Origin of the sequence: Streptomyces sp. NPDC015125, assembly GCF_043080045.1 — a bacterium.
Taxonomy (GTDB): Bacteria; Actinomycetota; Actinomycetes; order Streptomycetales; family Streptomycetaceae; genus Streptomyces.
This window is the reverse complement of the sequence record NZ_JBIBVF010000012.1, coordinates 200,875-221,189: the sequence shown is the minus strand read 5'-3', so window position 1 is coordinate 221,189 and position 20,315 is coordinate 200,875. Positions and strand designations below refer to the sequence as shown.

General features: G+C 69.4%; 17 protein-coding genes, 1 rRNA gene and 1 riboswitch. Of the genes, 14 read left to right on the top strand and 4 right to left on the bottom strand.

The window, feature by feature from the left end:
- The 11 genes from rrf to ACF088_RS24785 all read left to right on the top strand — a co-directional run.
- Nucleotides 1–93, top strand: a 5S ribosomal RNA gene (rrf, locus tag ACF088_RS24835); the annotation flags it as partial.
- A 148-nt stretch (nt 94–241) separates the two neighbouring features.
- Entirely contained in the window at nt 242–850 is a 609-nt protein-coding gene (locus ACF088_RS24830) for a CDP-alcohol phosphatidyltransferase family protein (protein ID WP_088796473.1), read from the top strand.
- Between the two features lie 120 nt (nt 851–970).
- Entirely contained in the window at nt 971–3,466 is a 2,496-nt protein-coding gene (locus ACF088_RS24825; protein WP_392377968.1) for a sugar phosphate nucleotidyltransferase, read from the top strand.
- 84 nt (nt 3,467–3,550) lie between these two features.
- A complete protein-coding gene (locus ACF088_RS24820) occupies nt 3,551–4,474 on the top strand; it encodes a DUF881 domain-containing protein (RefSeq protein ID WP_392377967.1) in 924 nt (307 codons plus the stop codon).
- Nucleotides 4,471–4,803, top strand: a complete 333-nt coding sequence (locus ACF088_RS24815) for a small basic family protein (protein WP_003984969.1) — start codon at nt 4,471–4,473, stop codon at nt 4,801–4,803. Before ACF088_RS24820 ends, ACF088_RS24815 begins: the two co-directional genes overlap by 4 nt.
- A gap of 5 nt (nt 4,804–4,808) precedes the next feature.
- A complete protein-coding gene (locus tag ACF088_RS24810) occupies nt 4,809–5,876 on the top strand; it encodes a DUF881 domain-containing protein (protein WP_392377966.1) in 1,068 nt (355 codons plus the stop codon).
- 118 nt (nt 5,877–5,994) lie between these two features.
- Nucleotides 5,995–6,843: an FHA domain-containing protein gene (locus ACF088_RS24805; RefSeq protein WP_392377979.1), complete on the top strand. Its 849-nt coding sequence runs from the start codon at nt 5,995–5,997 to the stop codon at nt 6,841–6,843.
- A gap of 17 nt (nt 6,844–6,860) precedes the next feature.
- A complete protein-coding gene (locus tag ACF088_RS24800; RefSeq protein WP_392377965.1) occupies nt 6,861–7,607 on the top strand; it encodes a MerR family transcriptional regulator in 747 nt (248 codons plus the stop codon).
- Nucleotides 7,608–7,663: 56 nt separating this feature from the next.
- Nucleotides 7,664–8,137 carry a bifunctional nuclease family protein gene (locus ACF088_RS24795; protein WP_006606439.1) on the top strand — a complete coding sequence of 158 codons (474 nt, stop codon included), beginning with the start codon at nt 7,664–7,666 and terminating at the stop codon, nt 8,135–8,137.
- Nucleotides 8,138–8,324: 187 nt separating this feature from the next.
- Entirely contained in the window at nt 8,325–8,930 is a 606-nt protein-coding gene (locus ACF088_RS24790) for a MerR family transcriptional regulator (RefSeq protein WP_392377964.1), read from the top strand.
- Nucleotides 8,931–8,996: 66 nt separating this feature from the next.
- Nucleotides 8,997–10,463, top strand: coding sequence for a DNA polymerase IV (locus ACF088_RS24785; RefSeq protein WP_392377963.1), 1,467 nt, complete (start codon nt 8,997–8,999; stop codon nt 10,461–10,463).
- On the opposite strand, the gene ACF088_RS24780 is transcribed toward ACF088_RS24785, so the two are convergent.
- Entirely contained in the window at nt 10,367–10,756 is a 390-nt protein-coding gene (locus ACF088_RS24780; RefSeq protein ID WP_392377962.1) for a PRC-barrel domain-containing protein, read from the bottom strand. The genes ACF088_RS24785 and ACF088_RS24780 overlap by 97 nt on opposite strands.
- A gap of 114 nt (nt 10,757–10,870) precedes the next feature.
- Nucleotides 10,871–10,967, top strand: a riboswitch (glycine riboswitch).
- Between the two features lie 188 nt (nt 10,968–11,155).
- Between ACF088_RS24780 and gcvP the strand changes: the two genes are divergently transcribed.
- The gene (gene gcvP, locus ACF088_RS24775) at nt 11,156–14,041 is read left to right on the top strand and encodes an aminomethyl-transferring glycine dehydrogenase (protein ID WP_392377961.1); all 2,886 of its coding nucleotides are present in this window, start codon (nt 11,156–11,158) and stop codon (nt 14,039–14,041) included.
- Nucleotides 14,042–14,152: 111 nt separating this feature from the next.
- Here the strand turns inward: gcvP and ACF088_RS24770 are convergent, their stop codons facing one another.
- Both ACF088_RS24770 and ACF088_RS24765 read right to left on the bottom strand, forming a co-directional pair.
- Nucleotides 14,153–14,347, bottom strand: coding sequence for a DUF5999 family protein (locus ACF088_RS24770; RefSeq protein WP_392377960.1), 195 nt, complete (start codon nt 14,345–14,347; stop codon nt 14,153–14,155).
- 345 nt (nt 14,348–14,692) lie between these two features.
- Nucleotides 14,693–15,283, bottom strand: coding sequence for a hypothetical protein (locus tag ACF088_RS24765; RefSeq protein WP_392377959.1), 591 nt, complete (start codon nt 15,281–15,283; stop codon nt 14,693–14,695).
- 566 nt (nt 15,284–15,849) lie between these two features.
- On the opposite strand from ACF088_RS24765, the gene ACF088_RS24760 reads away from it, so the two are divergent.
- Entirely contained in the window at nt 15,850–17,403 is a 1,554-nt protein-coding gene (locus tag ACF088_RS24760) for a glutamate-cysteine ligase family protein (RefSeq protein ID WP_392377958.1), read from the top strand.
- A 94-nt stretch (nt 17,404–17,497) separates the two neighbouring features.
- On the opposite strand, the gene ACF088_RS24755 is transcribed toward ACF088_RS24760, so the two are convergent.
- Nucleotides 17,498–19,285, bottom strand: a complete 1,788-nt coding sequence (locus tag ACF088_RS24755; protein ID WP_392377957.1) for a substrate-binding domain-containing protein — start codon at nt 19,283–19,285, stop codon at nt 17,498–17,500.
- 173 nt (nt 19,286–19,458) lie between these two features.
- Between ACF088_RS24755 and ACF088_RS24750 the strand changes: the two genes are divergently transcribed.
- Nucleotides 19,459–20,301, top strand: coding sequence for a CPBP family intramembrane glutamic endopeptidase (locus ACF088_RS24750; protein ID WP_392377956.1), 843 nt, complete (start codon nt 19,459–19,461; stop codon nt 20,299–20,301).
- The last annotated feature ends 14 nt before the right edge of the window (nt 20,302–20,315 follow it).

Here is a 20,315-nt window from a genome sequence, read left to right as displayed (position 1 = left end):
ACGCCCGGTTACATTTCGAACCCGGAAGCTAAGCCTTTCAGCGCCGATGGTACTGCAGGGGGGACCCTGTGGGAGAGTAGGACGCCGCCGAACAAATTTTGAGAAAAGCCCCGTGGGAACCAACGTTCCTGCGGGGCTTTTCTGCTTTTTCATGATCTTGGGACCCGGGGCACGGCCCGGCCGACGGGGCAGGTAAGGTCAGGGGGCATCGTTGGCACATTTCCCCACAGGAGGCCCCCGCGTGGAGGTCCAGGAGACGCGGGTCCAGACGGATCGCGTCCTCACCATCCCGAATATCCTGAGCATGGCGCGTCTCGTCGGCGTGCCGGTGTTCCTGTGGCTGATCCTGTGGCCGGAATTCGGTGGCCCGAACGCTGATCTCTGGGCGCTCCTGATCCTCGCCCTGAGCGGCGTCAGCGACTACCTGGACGGCAAACTCGCCCGGCGCTGGAACCAGATCAGCAGTCTCGGGCGAATCCTCGACCCGGCTGCCGACCGCCTCTACATCCTGTCCACTCTCGTCGGTCTGACATGGCGCGAGATCCTGCCGCTCTGGCTCACCGCGGCCCTGCTGGCACGGGAGCTGATGCTGCTCATCGCGGTCGGATTCCTCGGACGCCACCGCTACGGTCCTCCCCAGGTGAACTTCCTGGGCAAAGCGGCTACGTTCAACTTGATGTATGCCTTCCCGTTGCTCCTCCTGAGCGACCGGAGGGGCTGGCTTCACGAACTCGCCACTGTTTTCGGATGGGCGTTCGCAGGATGGGGTACGGCGCTCTACTGGTGGGCAGGGATCCTCTACGTGGTCCAGGTCCGTCGAATCATCAGGGCGGACGCCACGGCCGACTGAGCTCTCCGAACCGGCAGGTTGTGCCAGGGCCCGGCGCCCGTACGTGAAACAGGATCAGCGGGCGATTTGGACAGGTGAAGTCGGCAAGACCGTCGTCTCTTAGAGGAGGACGCTTCCGACATGAAGGCCGTTGTGATGGCCGGCGGCGAAGGAACACGCCTTCGCCCCATGACGTCCAGCATGCCCAAGCCCCTGCTTCCGGTCGCCAACAGGCCGATCATGGAGCATGTGCTCAGGCTGCTGAAACGGCATGGTCTCCATGAGACCGTCGTAACCGTGCAATTCCTTGCCTCGCTCGTCAAGAACTATTTCGGCGACGGCGAAGAGCTCGGGATGGAGCTCACCTACGCCAATGAGGAAAAGCCACTCGGTACCGCAGGCAGCGTGAAGAACGCCGAGGAAGCCCTCAAGGACGACGCCTTCCTCGTCATCTCCGGTGATGCCCTCACCGATTTCGATCTCACCGATCTGATCAGGTTCCACAAGGAAAAGGGAGCCCTCGTCACAGTCTGCCTCACACGGGTCCCCAACCCGCTCGAGTTCGGCATCACCATCGTGGACGAGGCCGGCAAGGTCGAACGTTTCCTGGAAAAGCCCACCTGGGGCCAGGTCTTCTCGGACACCGTCAACACCGGTATCTACGTCATGGAGCCGGAGGTCTTCGACTACTTCGAGCCCGATGTGTCGGTCGACTGGTCGGGCGATGTCTTTCCGCAGCTGATGAAGGAAGGCAAGCCGATCTACGGCTATATCGCCGAGGGCTATTGGGAGGACGTCGGCACACATGAAAGCTATGTGAAGGCACAGGCCGACGTGCTCGAAGGCAAGGTCGACGTCGAGATCGACGGCTTTGAGATCTCGCCGGGCGTATGGGTCGCCGAGGGGGCCGAGGTACACCCCGACGCGGTGCTCCGCGGACCGTTGTACATCGGCGACTACGCCAAGATCGAAGCGGATGCGGAGCTTCGGGAGCACACCGTCGTGGGCTCCAATGTCGTCGTCAAGAGCGGTGCCTTCCTGCACCGTGCCGTGGTCCACGACAACGTCTACATCGGGCAGCAGAGCAATCTGCGCGGCTGTGTGATCGGCAAGAACACCGACATCATGCGAGCCGCCCGTATCGAGGACGGCGCCGTCATCGGCGATGAATGCCTCATCGGTGAAGAATCGATCGTGCAGGGCAATGTACGGGTCTACCCGTTCAAGACCATCGAGGCCGGCGCATTCGTCAATACGTCGGTGATCTGGGAGTCCCGGGGCCAGGCGCATCTGTTCGGCGCTCGTGGTGTGTCCGGGATCCTCAATGTCGAGATCACGCCGGAACTCGCCGTACGGCTCGCGGGTGCGTATGCCACCACACTCAAGAAGGGCTCCACGGTCACCACCGCGCGGGACCACTCCCGTGGCGCCCGGGCCCTCAAGCGCGCGGTGATCTCCGCACTGCAGGCCAGCGCCATCGACGTACGCGATCTGGAGAACGTCCCGCTGCCCGTCGCCCGCCAGCAGACCGCCCGCGGCAGCGCCGGCGGCATCATGGTCCGGACGACGCCCGGCGTGCCGGACTCCGTCGACATCATGTTCTTCGACGAGCGGGGCGCGGACCTCTCGCAGGCCGGACAGCGCAAGCTCGACCGGGTCTTCGCCCGCCAGGAGTACCGCCGCGCCTTCCCTGGCGAGATCGGTGATCTGATCTTCCCGGCCAGCGTCTTCGACTCCTACACCGGGTCCCTGCTGCGGGCCGTGGACATCACGGGCATCAGCGAGTCCGGGCTGAAGGTCGTCGTGGACGCCTCGAACGGCAGCGCGGGCCTGGTCCTGCCCAGCCTGCTGGGACGGCTCGGCGTGGACTCCCTGACGATCAATCCCGGGCTCGACGAGTCCCGGCCGACCGAGACGCCCGACGCGCGGCGCTCGGGGCTCGTCCGGCTCGGCGAGATCGTGGCCTCGGCCCGGGCCGCCTTCGGGGTGCGCTTCGACCCCGTGGGCGAACGGCTGTCCCTCGTCGACGAGCGCGGCCGGATCATCGAGGACGACCGCGCGCTCCTGGTCATGCTGGATCTGGTGGCGGCCGAGCGGCGCACCGGGCGGGTGGCGCTACCGGTCACCACGACCCGGATTGCGGAGCAGGTGGCGGCCTACCACGGGACGCAGGTGGAGTGGACGACGACCTCGCCCGACGATCTGACCCGGGTGGGGCGTGAAGACGGCACCATCTTCGGCGGGGACGGCAGGGGCGGCTTCATCATCCCCGAGTTCAGCAGCGTCTTCGACGGCGCTGCCGCATTCGTCCGGCTGATCGGCCTGGTGGCCCGCACCCAGCTCACGCTGAGCCAGATCGATGCACGGATCCCGCGGGCGCACGTCCAGCGCCGTGACCTGGCCACCCCCTGGGCGGTCAAGGGGCTCGTCATGCGGCATGTCGTCGAGGCGGCCGGTGACCGGGATGTGGACACCACCGACGGCGTACGGGTCGTGGAGCCCGACGGCCGCTGGGTCCTGGTACTGCCCGACCCCGCCGAGGCGGTCACCCACCTGTGGGCGGAAGGACCGGACGACGCCTCCGCCCAGCAGCTGCTGGACGAGTGGTCCGCAGTGGTGGACAGCGCAGGACGCTGACCCGGACCCCACCGGCGGCCCGTGCCTCGGCACGCCGGTGGGGCCATTGGGAGACCGCGCGGCCGACGTGCGACGATGTGCGGCATGTCGCAGCAGCGCCCCGATCGGAGCAACACGAACACTTCGGCCGCGCGCCCCGATGCGTCCATGTCGCTGCTGACCAATGTGATGGATCACAGTCTCGACGACGGATACGCCGAGGCGGCCGCTCGGAAGTCCGAAGCCGGTGTGCGCGGTCTGCCGCGTACCTTGCGGGCGAAGTTGGGCCTCGCGGCCGGTCTGGTGCTCGCCGCGCTGGTGGTGACGGTGGGAGCGGCGCAGGCGCGGATATCCGCACCGACGCTCGCCAAGGAACGTGAAGAGCTGATCAACCGCATCCAGAAGGGCACCGGCGAGGCGGACCGGCAGCAACAGCGGGTCGATGCCCTCCGGGACGACGTCAGCACGATGCAGCGCGAGGCGCTGAAGCAGCACGGCGGCGACAAGGCCGAACTGCTGGCTCTGCTGTCCGGCTCGACCCAGGTCTCCGGGCCTGGCGTGAAACTGGTCGTGGACGATGCCAAGGACGCGGAGTCCAGCGGCGGCGGACCGCGCGAGAGCAGTGGTTTCTCGGACACCGGGCGGGTACGCGACAGAGACATGCAGCGCGTGGTCAACGGCCTGTGGGCGTCCGGTGCGGAGGCCATCTCCGTCAATGGGCAGCGGCTTACGTCACTCTCGGCGATCAGAGCCGCAGGAGACGCCATACTGGTCGACAACAAGCCACTGGTGCCGCCTTATACGGTGCTGGCGGTGGGGGACGGGCAACGGCTGAGCACCGCTTTCCAGGACAGCGCCGACGGTCAGTACCTTCATGTGCTGCAGGAGAACTATGGCGTGCGCACCAGGATTTCCGTGGAGAACGAGGTCAGGCTGACGCCCGCGCCCAGTTTGATCGTACGTACCGCAAAGCCGCAGGCCGGTGCCGCCAAGGCGGACGGCACCGACACAGGGAAGGGCACATCGTGATCGCCGTATTGGGCCTCATCGTGGGAGTCGTGGTCGGGCTTGTCGTCCGACCCGTGGTGCCGACGGTGGTCGAGCCCTACTTGCCGATCGCTGTCGTCGCCGCGCTGGATGCCGTGTTCGGCGGTCTGCGCGCGATGCTGGACGGCATCTTCGACGACAAGGTCTTCGTGGTCTCCTTCCTGTCGAATGTCGTCGTCGCCGCGCTGATCGTCTTCCTCGGCGACAAGTTGGGCGTCGGTGCCCAACTCTCCACCGGCGTCGTCGTGGTGCTGGGTATCCGGATCTTCTCCAACGCCGCCGCGATCCGTCGGCACGTCTTCCGGGCGTGAGGCGGATGTCGACGGACGAGATCCCGGAGCCGGAGAAGAAGCCGGAGCGGTCGGAGCAGTCAGAGCAGCCGGCGGGGGCGGATCAGCCGGAACAGCCGGGGCCGGAGAAGAAGCCGGAGTCCGAGAAGAAGCCGGAGCCCGAGAAAGAGCCGGAGCAGCCGGAGCGGGACCAGGACAGTGGCCCGGGCGGCCGGCGGCCGATGCCGCCCGAGAGCCGGAGCACCCCGGAGCGGGCGGAGGCCGAGGAAGATACCGAAGCTCCGGAACCGGACAGTGCTGGACAGAAGGCCGACAAAGGGGCAGACTCCTCGACTCCGGAGGCGGTTGCCGATAACGGGAGTGCGGAGCGCCCGAAGAGCGGTCGGGAGCGGCTGGTGGCGAGCCTGTGGCCGCTGCGGCTGACCCGGGCTCAACTGATCGTTGCGTTGCTCCTGTTCATTCTCGGCCTCGGCCTGGCGATTCAGGTACGTTCCACAAGTGACAGCAGTGCGCTGCGGGGTGCGCGTCAGGAGGACTTGGTGCGCATTCTGGACGAGCTGGACAATCGCTCCCAGCGGTTGACCGACGAACAGCGGCGCCTGGAAGGGCAGAAGACCGAGCTGGCGAACAGCTCGGACCAGGCCGAGGAGGCCCGTAAGCAGACCGTGGAAAAGGAACAGCAGCTGGGTGTGCTGGCCGGGACCGTCGCGGCGCAAGGGCCCGGCATCAACCTGACCATCGACGACCCGACGCACTCCGTCGAGGCGGACAAGCTGCTGGACACCATCCAGGAGCTGCGGGCGGCCGGCGCCGAGGCCATCCAGGTCAATGATGTCCGGGTCGTCGCCAACACCTCTCTCTCGGACTTCCGGGGCGGCGTGGGGATCGACGGCAAGCGCGTCGTGCAGCCGTACCGCTTCAAGGTCATCGGCAGGCCGCAGGACCTGGAACCGGCGCTGAACATCCCCGGCGGAGTGGTCCAGACTCTGGAGAAGGAGCAGGCCAAGGTGTCTGTGACCCGTGAGGAGAAGATCGTTGTGGACGCCTTGCGAGAGGCGAAGCGGCCTGACTACGCTCGGTCGTCATCGCAGTGAGGCGTACACGTATGTCGAGTGCCCGGCGAGGGCATGAGGTAGCGGGGGGTCGACGCACCGTGTGTGTGGTGTGTGGTGGAAACTGTCTGAAGGCCACGGACGTTCACAGGATGTCCGGATCGGCCGGTGTGTGTATCGAGGGTTCGTCCTGCCCCACGGGCGGGTCTATTTCGTTCAAGGGGAATCGCCCGTGAAGTTGTTTGGAAAGCTGTTCGGCAAGAGCGCGCGCCAGGATGGCGGCAGTGGCTCCGCGCGGCACCGCGCGTCGGGCCGGCCCGACGAGAGCGGTGCGGCCGAGGACCGTCCGCTCTTCCGTGACGAGGTCGGCGGTCCGTCCGGGGGGCACGGCGCGGGTTCTGTTGACCCCTCCGGTGCCGGCCGCATAGGTTCCCAGGAACCATCAGCCGCACGCACGGGTGGAGGGTCTGCCTTGCCGGTTTGTACGAGGTGTGGGAACCGGAATGCCGAGGCGAGCCGGTTCTGTTCCAACTGTGGTGCGCCGCTGCGTCCGGGCGCTCAGCCCGAGCGGGCGTCCGAGACGACCTCGACCATCTCCATTTCGGGGCTGGAGGCCTACGACTCGGAGGCGACGGGCCAGAATCTGTCGCCGTCGCTGTCCCCCGAGGCCCAGGCGGCCGTCGACGCCCTTCCGTTGGGATCGGCGCTGCTGGTCGTCCGCCGGGGTCCGAATTCGGGCAGCCGCTTCCTTCTGGACAGTGAGCTGACGACGGCGGGCCGGCATCCGCAGGGCGACATCTTCCTCGACGATGTGACGGTTTCGCGCCGGCACGTGGAATTCCGCCGGGGGCCGGACGGGCTCTTCACGGTCGCCGACGTCGGCAGCCTGAACGGCACCTACGTCAACCGCGAGCGGATCGACTCCGTCACCCTCGCCAACGGCGACGAGGTCCAGATCGGCAAGTTCCGCCTGGTCTTCTACGCCAGCCAGCGAGGCGCCGGTATCTGACCGGCCGGGGAAGGCATATGCGCGATACACCGAAAGGCGGTCCCGGCTTCGCCGGCGCCGCCTCCTCGGACGGTAAGCCGGTGAGCATCGGCACGGTGCTCACCCTGCTGCGCGAGGAGTTTCCCGAGGTCACCATCTCCAAGATCCGCTTCCTGGAGGCCGAGGGACTGGTCGAGCCGAAGCGCACGCCTTCCGGATACCGCAAATTCACGGCGGCGGACGTCGAGCGGCTGGCCGCCGTCCTGCGGATGCAGCGGGACCACTATCTGCCGCTGAAGGTCATCCGGGAGCATCTGGACGCCCTGGAGCGCGGTGAGCGCGTGCAGCTGCCCGCTCCGGCCACTCCCTCCCGTGATCTCGTCGAAGGCGTGCACGACCCGGGTGAGGAGCGCCCTACGGCTGCCCGCATCGGCCGGGCGGAGCTGCTGGCCGCCGCGGAGGTGGACGAGGCGGCACTCGCCGACTGGGAGTCCTACGGGCTCATCGTCCCTCATGCGGAGGGCGGATACGACATCGAGGCCGTCACGGTGGCCAAGCTCGTTGCGGACCTGGGCCGTTTTGGTCTCGAACCACGGCATCTGCGTGCCGTGAAGGCGGCCGCCGAGCGCGAGGCGGGCCTGGTCGAGCAGGTCGTTGCACCCCTTCGGCGGCACCGTAATCCGCAGACCAGGGCGCATGCCGAAGCCACTGCCAGGGAGCTGGCAACGCTGTCCGTGCGGCTGCATGCGGCACTGGTGCAGAGCGCTTTGCGGGTCCGGCTGTAGTGAGCAAACGAGTGCCCGACTACCCAAACCGGCCGGGCACGTCCTAGGGTTGCTGTGTGAACGAGCTCGACGTCGTGGGTGTCCGGGTGGAAATGCCTTCCAGCCAACCGATCGTGCTCCTGCGGGAGGTGGGAGGCGACCGATACTTGCCCATTTGGATCGGGCCAGGGGAGGCCACCGCCATCGCCTTTGCCCAGCAGGGCATGGTCCCTGCCAGGCCGCTGACGCACGACCTTTTCAAGGACGTGCTCGAAGCGGTGGGCCAGGAGCTGACGCAGGTCCGCATCACGGATCTGCGCGAGGGGGTTTTCTATGCCGAACTTGTCTTTGCGAGCGGAGTCGAGGTCAGCGCGCGTCCGTCCGACGCGATAGCGCTGGCTTTGCGCACCGGAACGCCGATCTTCGGTACCGACGGTGTGCTGGACGACGCGGGGATCGCCATCCCGGACGAGCAGGAGGACGAGGTGGAGAAGTTCCGCGAGTTCCTCGACCAGATCTCGCCCGAGGACTTCGGGACCAACAGCCAGTAATACCGGCCAAGCGAACCGTCTGTTTCCGGCCAAACCCTTAGCCGTTCCCCGTGTGGGGTCACGAGAAACCACTCGTAGGGTGATTATCACTCGGCGTGGCGAGCGCGGCGATCGTTGACGCACCCCGAGTGACTGCATACCGTCGATGTGGCAGGTCCCGTCCGGGACGTGGAGGACGGAGGGCGGCGTGGCAATCACCGGCGACGGTATGGCGGCGGAAGGGGCGTTGCCGCTCCACTCGGGCGCAGCAGCGAACCCTGCCCCGGCACCGGCCGCGGCGGTGTCGGGGGACTGCGAGGCGCAGAACATCGGCTATCGCGGCCCGACCGCCTGTGCGGCAGCGGGCATCACCTACCGGCAGCTCGACTACTGGGCGCGTACGGGCCTGGTGGAGCCGAGCATCCGGCCGGCGTACGGCTCCGGCACCCAGCGGCTCTACAGCTTCCGGGACGTCGTGGTCCTGAAGATCGTCAAGCGGCTGCTGGACACCGGGGTGTCGCTGCAGAACATCCGCACCGCCGTCCAGCATCTGCGGGCGCGGGGGCTGGCGGATCTGACGCGGATGACGCTCATGAGCGACGGTGCGACGGTCTACGAGTGCACCTCGCCCGACCAGGTCGTGGACCTGCTCCAGGGCGGCCAGGGCGTCTTCGGGATCGCCGTGGGCGTGGTGTGGCGGGACGTGGAGGGTGTGCTGTCACAGCTCCACGGGGAGCGGGTGGACACCGGCGAGACCCTGATCGGGAAGAACCCGCAGGACGAGCTGGCACGGCGGCGCAACCGGGCGGTCTGAGTCCCTGACGGCACCACCGGCCCGGCATGGGGCCGATTGTCAGTGGCATGGGGCAGCATCGGAGATGTGAGACCTGCGCCGACGATCCTGCATCTCGACATGGATGCGTTCTTCGCGGCCGCCGAGCAGGCGGCCAAGCCGAGCCTTCGCGGCAAGCCCGTGGTGGTCGGCGGGATCGGCGTGCGCGGGGTGGTCTCCACGGCGTCGTACGAAGCCCGGGTGTTCGGCGTCCGCTCCGCGATGCCCACGGCCCAGGCGCGTCGGCTGTGTCCCAACGCCGCTTATCTCACTCCGCGCTTCTCGCTGTACCGCCAGGTGAGTGAGACGGTCATGGAGCTGCTGCACGCGCTGTCGCCGCTGGTGGAGCCGCTGAGTCTGGATGAGGCCTTCGTCGATCTGGAAGCGGGCGGGGTGCCGCCGGAGACGGCTGCTGCGCAGGTCGTGGGGGAGCAACTGCGCCGCGAGATCCGTTCCGCCACGGGCCTGACCGGCTCGGTGGGGCTGGCCGGCGCCAAGATGCTGGCGAAGATCGCGTCCGAGGCGGCCAAGCCGAACGGTCTGGTGGTGATCGAGCCCGGCACCGAACGGGAACTGCTGGGCCCGATGACGGTGCGGACGCTGCCCGGAGTGGGGCCCGCGACGGCCGAGACGCTGCGCCGGGCCGGGATCCACACGGTCGCGGAGACCGCGGAGGCCGGCGAAGCCGAGCTGGTGCGGCTGCTGGGCAGGGCACATGGCGCCGGGCTGTATGCGATGGCGCTGGGCCGGGACGACCGGCCGGTGGTGGCCGAGCGGGACGCGAAGTCCATCTCGGTCGAGGACACCTTCGAGGTCGATCTGACCGACCGGACGCGGGTACGGAGCGAGGTGCTCCGGCTGGCGAACCGCTGCGTGGAGCGGCTGCGGGCCGCCGGGCGTTCCGGGCGGACGGTGGTCATCAAGGTGCGCAACTACGACTTCTCGACGCTGACCCGTTCCGAGACGCTCCGTGGACCCACCGACGACCCTGCGGTGATACGGGAGGCCGCCGTGCGGCTGCTGGAGATGGTGGACACCACCGGCGGGGTGCGGCTGCTGGGTGTGGGGGTCAGCGGCCTGGCCGACTTCACGCAGGAGGATCTGTTCGCACAGCTGGCGACGGAGCGGGAGGCCGAGGAGGCGGAGAAGGCGGCGAAGGCGGCGGCGGAGCCGTCCGGTGGCGGGACGGCGCCGCCGGAGGCCGAAGAGGAGCGGCCGCGGCGCTGGCATCCCGGCCTGGACGTGGTGCACGACGAGTACGGCGCCGGCTGGGTGCAGGGGAGCGGGGTGGGGAGAGTGACCGTACGCTTCGAAACGCCGTGGTCCGCACCGGGAAGGGTGCGGACCTTTGCTGTCGAGGATCCGGCGCTGCGGCCGGGGGAGCCCCTGCCGCTGGTGGGCGGGGGACCGGCGGACGGTCAGTCGTCCGAGCCGGCGATCTTGCCGAAGTCCTTGTCACCGGAGCCGGGCGAGGACACCGGATCGGAGACCGGGGAGGAGATATCCAGTCGGTAGTGGTGATAGAGCTGGAGTTCCTGCTCGGGGGAGAGATGACGGCCGACGCCGAAGTCCGGCGCGTCCTTGATCAGCTTGCGGTCGTAAGGAATGTGCAGGCCCTCACCGACCATCTTGCTGGGTTCGAGGGGGACGAACGCGTCGCGGCTGAAGAGTCCGGTGCGCACGGCCGCCCACTCCGGTTCCCCCGTCGCGTCGTCGAGATACACCTCGTCGATCGTGCCTATTTTGGCGCCGTTACGGTCGAACGCTTTGCGGCCGATCAGGCTCCGGGGATCGATATCGGTTTGCACGGTCCCTCCAATTGGTCGCAACTGCCCTCTGACAACTACCAAACGGCACATTTCATGCCCTGGCCACTCGAAGGATCCTTCGAGTGCCGCGCTGGTAGGCTGGCCAATGGCCGCAGACCCCGTGCGGGAGAGTCCTTGTCGTTCGCGACCAGGGCGCCGAAGGAGCAAATCCTCCCCGGAATCTCTCAGGCACACGTACCGCATGGGCGAGGTCACTCTGGAAAGCAGGGCGGGCCCCGGAAGGCACAGCTCCGGGACCCATCCTCACCGACGGTGAAAGCCGGGCCGCCTCGCGCGGGCCGGTGAAGCTCTCAGGTTGAGATGACAGAGGGGGAGGCCGTCCGGGCACCCGCGCCGTGGTGCCCCTCGTAGGTCGCACCGACCAGGAGGCCCCCGCAGATGACCACCAATCGCATCTCCTTGACCGAGCTGGAACGCGGCACCCCCTTCGAGCACCGGCACATCGGTCCCGACCACGAGGCGCAGGCGAAGATGCTCGCGCACATCGGGTTCGGATCGCTGGACGAGCTCACCGCCACCGCCGTTCCCGATGTGATCAAGAGCGCGGAGGCGCTCGGCCTGCCGCAGGCCCGTACCGAGGCCGAGGTGCTCCAGGAGCTGCACGGCCTCGCGGACCGTAACCAGGTGCTGGCGTCCATGATCGGACTCGGTTACCACGGCACGTTCACCCCGCCGGTGATCCTGCGCAACGTGATGGAGAACCCGGCCTGGTACACGGCATACACCCCCTATCAGCCGGAGATCTCGCAGGGCCGCCTCGAGGCGCTGCTGAACTTCCAGACGATGGTCGCCGACCTGACCGGACTGCCCACCTCCGGCGCCTCGCTGCTGGACGAGGGCACCGCGGCCGCCGAGGCGATGGCCCTCTCCCGCCGGGTCGGCAAGGTCAAGCAGGGTGTCTTCCTGATCGACGCCGACTGTCTGCCGCAGACCATCGCCGTGATCCAGACCCGCGCGGAGCCCACCGGCGTCGAGGTCGTGGTCGCCGACCTGTCCGACGGTATTCCGGCCGGGATCGCCGAGCGCGGTGTGTTCGGTGTGCTGCTGCAGTATCCCGGCGCCTCCGGTGCGGTCCGCGACCCGCGCGCCGTCATCGAGCAGGCCCACGAGCTGGGCGCGGTCGTCACCGTCGCCGCCGATCTCCTCGCCCTGACGCTGCTGACCTCGCCCGGTGAGCTCGGCGCGGACATCGCCGTCGGCACCACCCAGCGCTTCGGTGTCCCGATGGGCTTCGGCGGGCCGCACGCCGGCTTCATGGCCGTACGCGACCAGTTCGCCCGCAGTCTGCCGGGGCGTCTGGTGGGCGTCTCCGTCGACGCCGACGGCAACAAGGCCTACCGCCTCGCGCTGCAGACCCGCGAGCAGCACATCCGCCGCGAGAAGGCCACCAGCAACATCTGCACCGCGCAGGTGCTGCTCGCCGTCATGGCCGGCATGTACGCGGTCTACCACGGCCCGGACGGTCTGCGGACGATCGCCCGGCGCACCCACCGCTACGCCGCGGTCCTCGCCGAGGGCCTGCGGGCCGGCGGGGTGGAGATCGTGCACGGCGCGTACTTCGACACGCTGACCGCGCGGGTGCCCGGCCGGGCCGCCGAGGTCGTCGCCGCCGCCCGCGAGGCCGGTGTCAACCTCCGGCAGGTCGACGCCGACCTGGTCGGCATCGCCTGCGACGAGACCACGGGGCGCGCGCAGCTGGCCGGTGTCTGGGGCGCCTTCGGCGTGCACGGCGATGTCGAGGAGCTGGACGCGGCCGCCGCCGAAACGCTGCCGCAGGCCCTGCTGCGCAGCGACGACTACCTCGCCCACCCGGTCTTCCACCAGTACCGCTCCGAGACCGCGATGCTGCGCTACCTGCGCACCCTCGCCGACAAGGACTACGCGCTGGACCGCGGCATGATCCCGCTCGGCTCCTGCACCATGAAGCTGAACGCGACCACCGAGATGGAGCCGGTCACCTGGCCCGCCTTCGGTCAGCTGCACCCGTTCGCGCCGGCCGCCCAGGCCCAGGGCTACCTCACCCTGATCCAGGAGCTGGAGGAGCGCCTCGCCACCGTCACCGGCTATGACAAGGTCTCCATCCAGCCCAACGCCGGATCGCAGGGCGAGCTGGCCGGTCTGCTGGCGGTGCGTGCCTACCACCGCGCCAACGGTGACGAGCAGCGCACCGTCTGCCTGATCCCGTCCTCCGCGCACGGCACCAATGCCGCCAGCGCGGTGATGGCCGGGATGAAGGTCGTCGTCGTCAAGACCGGTGAGGACGGCGAGGTCGACACCGACGATCTGCACGCCAAGATCGAGAAGCACCGTGACGAGCTCGCGGTCCTGATGGTCACCTACCCCTCCACCCACGGCGTGTTCGAGGAGCACATCACCCAGATCTGCGCGGCGGTGCACGACGCCGGCGGCCAGGTCTACGTCGACGGCGCCAACCTCAACGCGCTGGTCGGGCTCGCCGAGCCCGGCAAGTTCGGCGGCGATGTCTCGCACCTCAACCTGCACAAGACGTTCTGCATCCCGCACGGCGGCGGTGGCCCGGGCGTCGGCCCGGTCGGCGTACGCGCCCACCTGGCGCCGTACCTGCCCAACCACCCGCTGCAGCCCGGCGCGGGCCCGGAGACGGGCGTGGGACCCATCTCCGCGGCGCCCTGGGGCTCGGCCGGCATCCTGCCGATCTCCTGGGCTTACGTCCGCCTGATGGGCGGCGAGGGCCTCAAGCGCGCCACCCAGGTCGCGGTGCTGAGCGCCAACTACATCGCCAAGCGCCTGGAGCCGCACTACCCGGTGCTCTACACCGGCCCCGGCGGTCTGGTCGCGCACGAGTGCATCATCGACGTCCGGCCGCTGACTAAGGCGACCGGTGTGAGCATCGACGACGTCGCCAAGCGGCTCATCGACTACGGCTTCCACGCGCCGACGATGTCGTTCCCGGTGGCCGGCACGCTGATGATCGAGCCGACCGAGAGCGAGGACCTCGGCGAGCTGGACCGGTTCTGCGACGCGATGATCGCCATCCGTGCGGAGATCGAGAAGGTCGGCACGGGGGAGTGGGACAAGGACGACAACCCGCTGCGCAACGCTCCGCACACCGCGGGCGCGCTCGGTGGCGACTGGTCGCACCCGTACACCCGTGAGGAGGCCGTCTTCCCGGCCGGCGTCGAGGCCTCGGAGAAGTACTGGCCGCCGGTGCGCCGCATCGACGGTGCCTTCGGCGACCGTAACCTGGTCTGCTCCTGCCCGCCGCTGGACGCGTACGACAACTGAGTCACGGCGACCGAGTCACGGCGAGGGGTTCCTCGCAACGGACTCACCGCAACATTCAAGGGCCCTCGGCAGATCTGCCGGGGGCCCAGTGGTGCGTGGCGCGCTCGCGGGTCAGGCGGCGGCGGTGGCGCGAGCGCGGTGCGGGGCGATGACCTGCCCGTCCGGCAGCAGCTCACCGGTGTCCTCGAAGAGCAGGACGCCGTTGCAGAGCAGGCTCCAGCCCTGCTCCGGGTGGTGCGCCACAGGGTGTGCGGCCTCCCGGTCGGTGGAGGCGGCTGACGGGCAGGGCGGTTGGTGCTGGCACATGGAAGTTGTCTTTCGCTGCGGTGTGGTGAACGTCGTTGTGCGGCTCGATGAGGTGTGCATGGCCGCTCCCCCGTTTCCATCGGTCGGTCCCAGTGTTGCCCCACGGGCGGGATTCCGCAGGGATTTCGCAGCAGCGGTACTCACTCGGTAGGGACGCGTCACCCATGCGGGCGGTTGCTCCCAATTGCACTCCTCCCCAAGAGGGTTGGGAGTGGTGGCCGCGGACTAGCCCGCGCGGGTGAGCGCGACAGAGCGCCCCGTGGCCGGAAGGGGCCGCGGGGCATGCTCATGCCGGGTGGCGGGCGCCGGTGTCCCCCGGCGGAAGACCGGGGCCGGCGGATGGGTTCAGGCGGGTTCGGCGAGGAGCGGGGTGGCCGGCGTGAGGCGCAGTGTGAGCCGGGGGAGCAGGTCGGCGATGCGCTGCGGACGGTGCGCGGCGATCCCCGGCGGGGCGGGCGCCAGCGGCACCAGCAGGTCACCGGGAGCGGCCAGTCCTTCGGTGCCGTCCGAGGTGACGTCGTGGTGCAGCCACAGGGTGAGCATGTACAGCTCGGGTACGGACAGCAGCCGCGGCTGGTAGGGGATGGCGAGCGACTCGGCCTGCGCCAGTGCCTGCTCGGTGGCGGCTACATAGGGGCCGCCGCAGAACCGTGCGAAGGTCCAGCCGTCCGCGGTGAGCACCGCTTCGGCGGTTGCCACGGCCCGCTCCCCGCCGCGGACCAGGAAACGCCAGCCGGCCAGGCGGGTCCGCGGCGCGCCACCGGTCCGGCTGACGTCTTCCCAGACGTGGACGGGCAGCGGGTGGTCGGGGCTGAGCGGGCCCTGATGGGCGCGCAGCGCGGAGACCGGGGCCTCGCGGACCGCGGTGGGTGAGCCGAGGGCAGCGAGAACGCAGCGCAGGGCAGGCGTGGGGGCAGGGGGGAGGTGCAGCGGCATGGTGGGTCGCCTCTCACTTCGGAGACACGGTGGAGCCTGGCAGGTGCAAACGACGCTGTCTGCGTGCGGGGTCAGAGCGTGGCCGGCCGGGGCTGCGGCCCGGCGAGGTCAGTCGCTGTGCCCCCGTGCCGGTGGGAACACCGGGACGCTGGGCGCCAAGTCTCTGCCTCGTAAGCGGAGTTTATACGACGTATGTTCTGAAAGTGTTTCGACTACCGGCCTTGCGGATTTCGGGCAAGGGGAAATCCAGACCCCTGTGTGCGGCGCTTTCTTCCGCTTTGTGCATCGCTTTTACGGCGCTACCTCGCATTCCGTCGGCGGCGCGGTAGGCCGGATCTCGCCGGTATTTCTCGGGAAGAAATGCGGAAGGCGATCGCCGCCGAGATATGCCTGCGGGAGGTGCCGGAGGCCGGTCCACTTCGAGCCTATCGGTACCGGCGTGCCGCCGCGGCGTTATCGATCAGATTGCCGGGGCATCATCGACCGTAGCGTGAGCCCCGCTGCAGTCGGGGAAGGCCCCAAGCGGCCCGTGGTCGCGGGACGTTCACTCGAGGAAGGACCCTTCGATGGGCGAGAAGGTCGCCGCGGACGGGATCGACCTGGCGGACCGGGAGCGTTATCGAAGAAAGCTCCACGAGTGCCTCGAGGGATTGCAGAGGCTCCTGGAGGAGGAGAGGTTCGACCGGCCCAAGAATCTCATGGGCCTGGAGATCGAACTCAATCTGGCGGGCGCCGACGGGCTGCCCCGAATGATGAACTCTCAAGTTCTTGAGCGCATCGCCAGCTGCGATTTCCAGACCGAACTCGCCCAGTGCAATCTTGAGGTCAACATCCTGCCGCACCGATTGAGCGGCCGCGTCCTGGACCAGCTCGCCGAAGAACTCCGTACGGGACTCCACTATGCCGAAAGGAAGGCACGCGAGGTCGCCGCCCGGATCGTGATGATCGGCATCCTGCCCACCCTGCACGCGACCGACCTCACGGCCGCCAGCCTCTCCGAGAACGACCGCTATGTACTGCTCAACGACCAGATGCGGGCGGCCCGCGGCGAGGACTTCGCACTCGACATCCGGGGCGTGGAGCATCTGGTCTCCCGCTCGCCCTCCATCGCGCCGGAGGCCGCCTGCACCTCGGTCCAGCTGCACCTCCAGGTGACACCGGGCCGCTTCGCCGCGGTCTGGAACGCGGCACAGGCCATCGCCGCCGTGCAGGTGGCCGTGGGTGCCAACTCACCGTTCCTCTTCGGCCGTGAACTGTGGCGCGAGTCCCGTCCGCCGGTCTTCCAGCAGGCCACCGATACCCGGGTGCCCGAGCTGCAGGCCCAGGGGGTACGCCCCCGTACCTGGTTCGGCGAGCGCTGGATCGACTCCGCATACGACCTGTTCGAGGAGAATCTGCGCTATTTCCCGCCGCTGCTGCCGGTATGCGGACCGCAGGAGCCGCTGCAGATCCTCGACGAGGGCGGGGCCCCCGACCTGGCCGAACTGGTGCTGCACAACGGCACGATCTACCGCTGGAACCGTCCCGTCTACGCGGTGGCCGACGGAGTCGCGCATCTGAGGGTCGAGAACCGGGTGCTGCCGGCCGGCCCCACCGTCGCCGACGTCATCGCCAACACCGCCTTCTACTACGGACTGGTACGGGCGCTGGCCGAGGAGCCGCGCCCTGTCTGGTCGCGGCTCCCGTTCGCCGCCGCGGCGCGCAACTTCGACGCCGCCTGCCGGTACGGCATCGACGCCACCCTTGACTGGCCCCGCCCCGGACGGGCCGGTGGGATCGCCGAAATCCCGGCCGTACGGCTGGTACGCCGAGAACTGCTGCCACTGGCGGCTCGCGGGCTGGACGCCTGGGGGGTGGAACCGGCCGATCGTGACCACTACCTCGGCATCATCGAGGAACGCTGCCGACGCCGGGTCAACGGCGCGTCCTGGCAGGCCGCCGCCTGCCACCACGCCCGGCGCCAGGGCCTCGACCGGGAGGCCGCGCTCGCCGCGATGACCCGGCGCTACAGCGAGCTGATGCACACCGGGGAGCCGGTGCACACCTGGCCGGTCGCCTGGCCGGTCGGCCGGCGGCCCGTCGTGCGGAAGCCACAGGAGGCGGCGACCGAGGGGAAGTAGCGGGGCGGCGGAGTGTGCACGGTGGGTACCGGTGCGGCGGGGTGTGCCCGGTGGGTACCGGTGCGGCGGACGGGTTCCGGCCCGCGCGCGGTGCTCAGCGCGCCCCCTTGCCGCCCGCCGTCATCAGGGCGTTGAGGAGCGTCTGGTGGAGCTGCGACGGGTCGCCGACCCGGTGGGCCGATCCGCCGGTCGGCGCCACGATGCGGTCCAGGGCCGCGGTGTCGGCCGCCGGGCCGATCGCGAGGGCGATCACCGGCACCGGTCTCTTGGGGTCAAAGAGCTCTTTGACCCTGCCGGCCAGGGCGTCGGGGCCGAGGCTGCCGGCGTCGTCGTTGGCCCCGTCGGTGACGATGACCAGGGAGTTGAGCTTTCCGCTCGTATATGTGGCGCAGGCTTCCCGGTACGCGGCGAGCGTGGTGTCGTACAGGCCGGTGGCGCCACGAGACACCGGGGCCAGTGAGCTGAACGCGGTGGTGAGGGCCTCGCGGTGGGTGCCGCCGGCCGGGTCCCGGTCGCCGAGGCGGCCGGTGGGGGACAGCTCCACATAGTCCTTGTCGCCGTCCAGGAAGGTGGCGAACTTCCACAGCCCGATCTCGTCCTCGGGCGTGAAGGTGGCCAGCGCCCGGAGCAGGGAATGCTTGGCGAGATCCATCCGGGACCGGCCGCCGCCGCCCGGGACGGGGCTGCCCATCGACGACGAGGCGTCCACGGCCGCAGTGAGGCGGATGTTCCGGACGGTGACCGTCCACCTGCCCATCACCGCCTGGAGTTCCTTGACGGTCGGCGGATCGGCGGGGGCGGCGGAGTACGGCTGCGGGGCGCGCCCGCCGGCCGCGGCGATCACCTTCGGGTCCGCCTCGCCGTTGCCGGCCCGGAAGCCGTGCCGGCGCAGCGTGCGCAGTCCGTCGTCCTCGCCCAGCAGCGTCATGAAACGGCTGGCGGCGCGGGTCTGCTCGGGACGCATCTCCACGTCGTCGACCAATGTGTACGGAAAGTCGAGCCGGGCCGTGCCGTCCTGAGGGTAGAAGAGGTCCAGACGGGGGCCGCCGCCCGCCGCGGTGTTGTGGGCGTACGCGGCCTGTTCCGACAGTAGCAGCGCCTGGTTGCGGCGCGGATTGCCCTGCTCCGCACCGGAGTCGTCACGCGGCAGGGTGGCCAGGGCCTGTCCGTCGCTGTCCGCGATCCGCTGGCGGAGAAGCTTGGCCGTCGCGGCGGTGCGGGTGCCGGCCTCGCCGCTGTCCTTGGCGTCCTTGGCGTTGGCGGCGTCGATCCGGTCCAGGGCGAGCAGCCCGGTGGCGCTGCGCGCCGGGTCGGCGACGCCCAGGCGCAGTGCGTCGCCGGAGGTCGCGGTCCGGATCAGCTTCGTCCAGGTGTAGTTCTTCTCGGGCCAGCCCAGCGAGGTCGCGGCCTTGGGGACGGCGCCCAGCGTGATCGGGGACGAGGCGATGGTGCCGGCTGCGGTCAGCGGAGTGCCACGCTCCGCATCGACCCGGTCCACCCACAGGCTCGAATCCGGTATCCATACCTGGAATTCGGGGTTGACCGGCCGCTGCCCGAACGCGTCGGCGACGTCGTTGGCGGCGCGCGCGGTGATCCTGACGTCCAGACATCTGCCGTCGGTGCGCGTCGCGTCCTCGCGGGCAGTTTTGGCCACCGCTTCGAGCGCCGGGGCGATAGCGGGCGAGGCAGCCACGTCGAGCCGCGCCGACTGACCGTCGCACGGTCCTCCGAACGGGAGCAGACCGCTGCGCAGCGCCACCACCGAGCCCGCGGCTACGGCCAGCACGAGGCCGATGGCGAGGACGAGGGGGCGCCGACGTACACCTGGGCGGGCCCCTGTGCGCTCCGGTGCGGAGCCGTCGGGCAAGCTGTGTCGTCCCATTGCGGTAGCGCCTCTCCTTCTCGGAGCTCGATCGGGATTCGATGGGGAGAGGGGAAGCGCGCCACGTGGATGGCGCCCGTCCCCGGCCTGTCGCGCGCGATCTTCGTACCTGCTGCCGAGACCCTAGCGGGGCGGTGGTGGCGAAGAGGCGGTAATGCGGAAGTGGAGGAAGCGTGCAGTCGGATACAAGTCCCGTGGCGGATGCGGACGTTCCCGGTAAAGGGCCCGGTACGGGGCCGGGGGCGGGAGTGGCCGAGGAGCCGTCCCGGAGCATCCTGCGGAGCGAGACGCTCATCGTCCTGGCTCTCTCACTGGGCGCCAGCGGGGTGTCGGCGCTGATCAGCTTCGTCGGATCGCTGACCAAGCCCGGCGGCCTCAAGCACCAGGCGGCGACGCTCAACGGGTCCCATGCGCCCGGCCGGCCCTGGCTGGATCTTGCCTGGCAGCTGTTCGGTATCGCGACGGCCCTCGTCCCCGTGGTGCTGGTGGCGCATTTTCTGCTGCGCGAACGGGCCGGGGGGCTGCGCGCGATCGGCTTCGACCGGCGGCGGCCCGGCTTCGACCTGAGCCGGGGGGTCGGGCTGGCTGCCGTCATCGGCGGCAGCGGGCTGCTGCTCTACCTGGGCGCGCGGGCGGCCGGAGTCAATCTGACGGTGGTCCCCGAGGCGCTGCCCGCGGTGTGGTGGAAGATCCCGGTGCTGATCGCCTCCGCGGTGCAGAACGCCGTCCTGGAAGAGGTCATTGTCGTCGGGTATCTGCTGCGCAGGCTGGGGCAGTTGGGCTGGTCTCCGATGGCGGCGCTCGCGGCCAGCTCGTTGCTGCGCGGTTCCTACCACCTCTACCAGGGCATCGGCGGCTTCGTCGGCAACATGGTGATGGGCGTGATCTTCGTCCTGCTCTATCGGCGATGGGGGCGGGTCGGGCCGCTGGTCGCCGCCCATGCCCTGATCGACAGCGTGGCGTTCGTCGGCTACGCGGTGCTCGCGGGGCACGTGGGGTGGCTGCCGACGGCGTGAGACGGGCGAGGCGC

Coding starts and splice junctions, on each gene's coding strand:
- ACF088_RS24825 (WP_392377968.1), top strand. CDS start 971: ATGAAGGCCGTTGTGATGGCCGGCGGCGAAGGAACACGCCTTCGCCCC.
- ACF088_RS24820 (WP_392377967.1), top strand. CDS start 3,551: ATGTCGCAGCAGCGCCCCGATCGGAGCAACACGAACACTTCGGCCGCG.
- ACF088_RS24810 (WP_392377966.1), top strand. CDS start 4,809: ATGTCGACGGACGAGATCCCGGAGCCGGAGAAGAAGCCGGAGCGGTCG.
- ACF088_RS24800 (WP_392377965.1), top strand. CDS start 6,861: ATGCGCGATACACCGAAAGGCGGTCCCGGCTTCGCCGGCGCCGCCTCC.
- gcvP (WP_392377961.1), top strand. CDS start 11,156: ATGACCACCAATCGCATCTCCTTGACCGAGCTGGAACGCGGCACCCCC.
- ACF088_RS24770 (WP_392377960.1), bottom strand. CDS start 14,347: ATGTGCCAGCACCAACCGCCCTGCCCGTCAGCCGCCTCCACCGACCGG.
- ACF088_RS24765 (WP_392377959.1), bottom strand. CDS start 15,283: ATGCCGCTGCACCTCCCCCCTGCCCCCACGCCTGCCCTGCGCTGCGTT.
- ACF088_RS24760 (WP_392377958.1), top strand. CDS start 15,850: ATGGGCGAGAAGGTCGCCGCGGACGGGATCGACCTGGCGGACCGGGAG.
- ACF088_RS24755 (WP_392377957.1), bottom strand. CDS start 19,285: ATGGGACGACACAGCTTGCCCGACGGCTCCGCACCGGAGCGCACAGGG.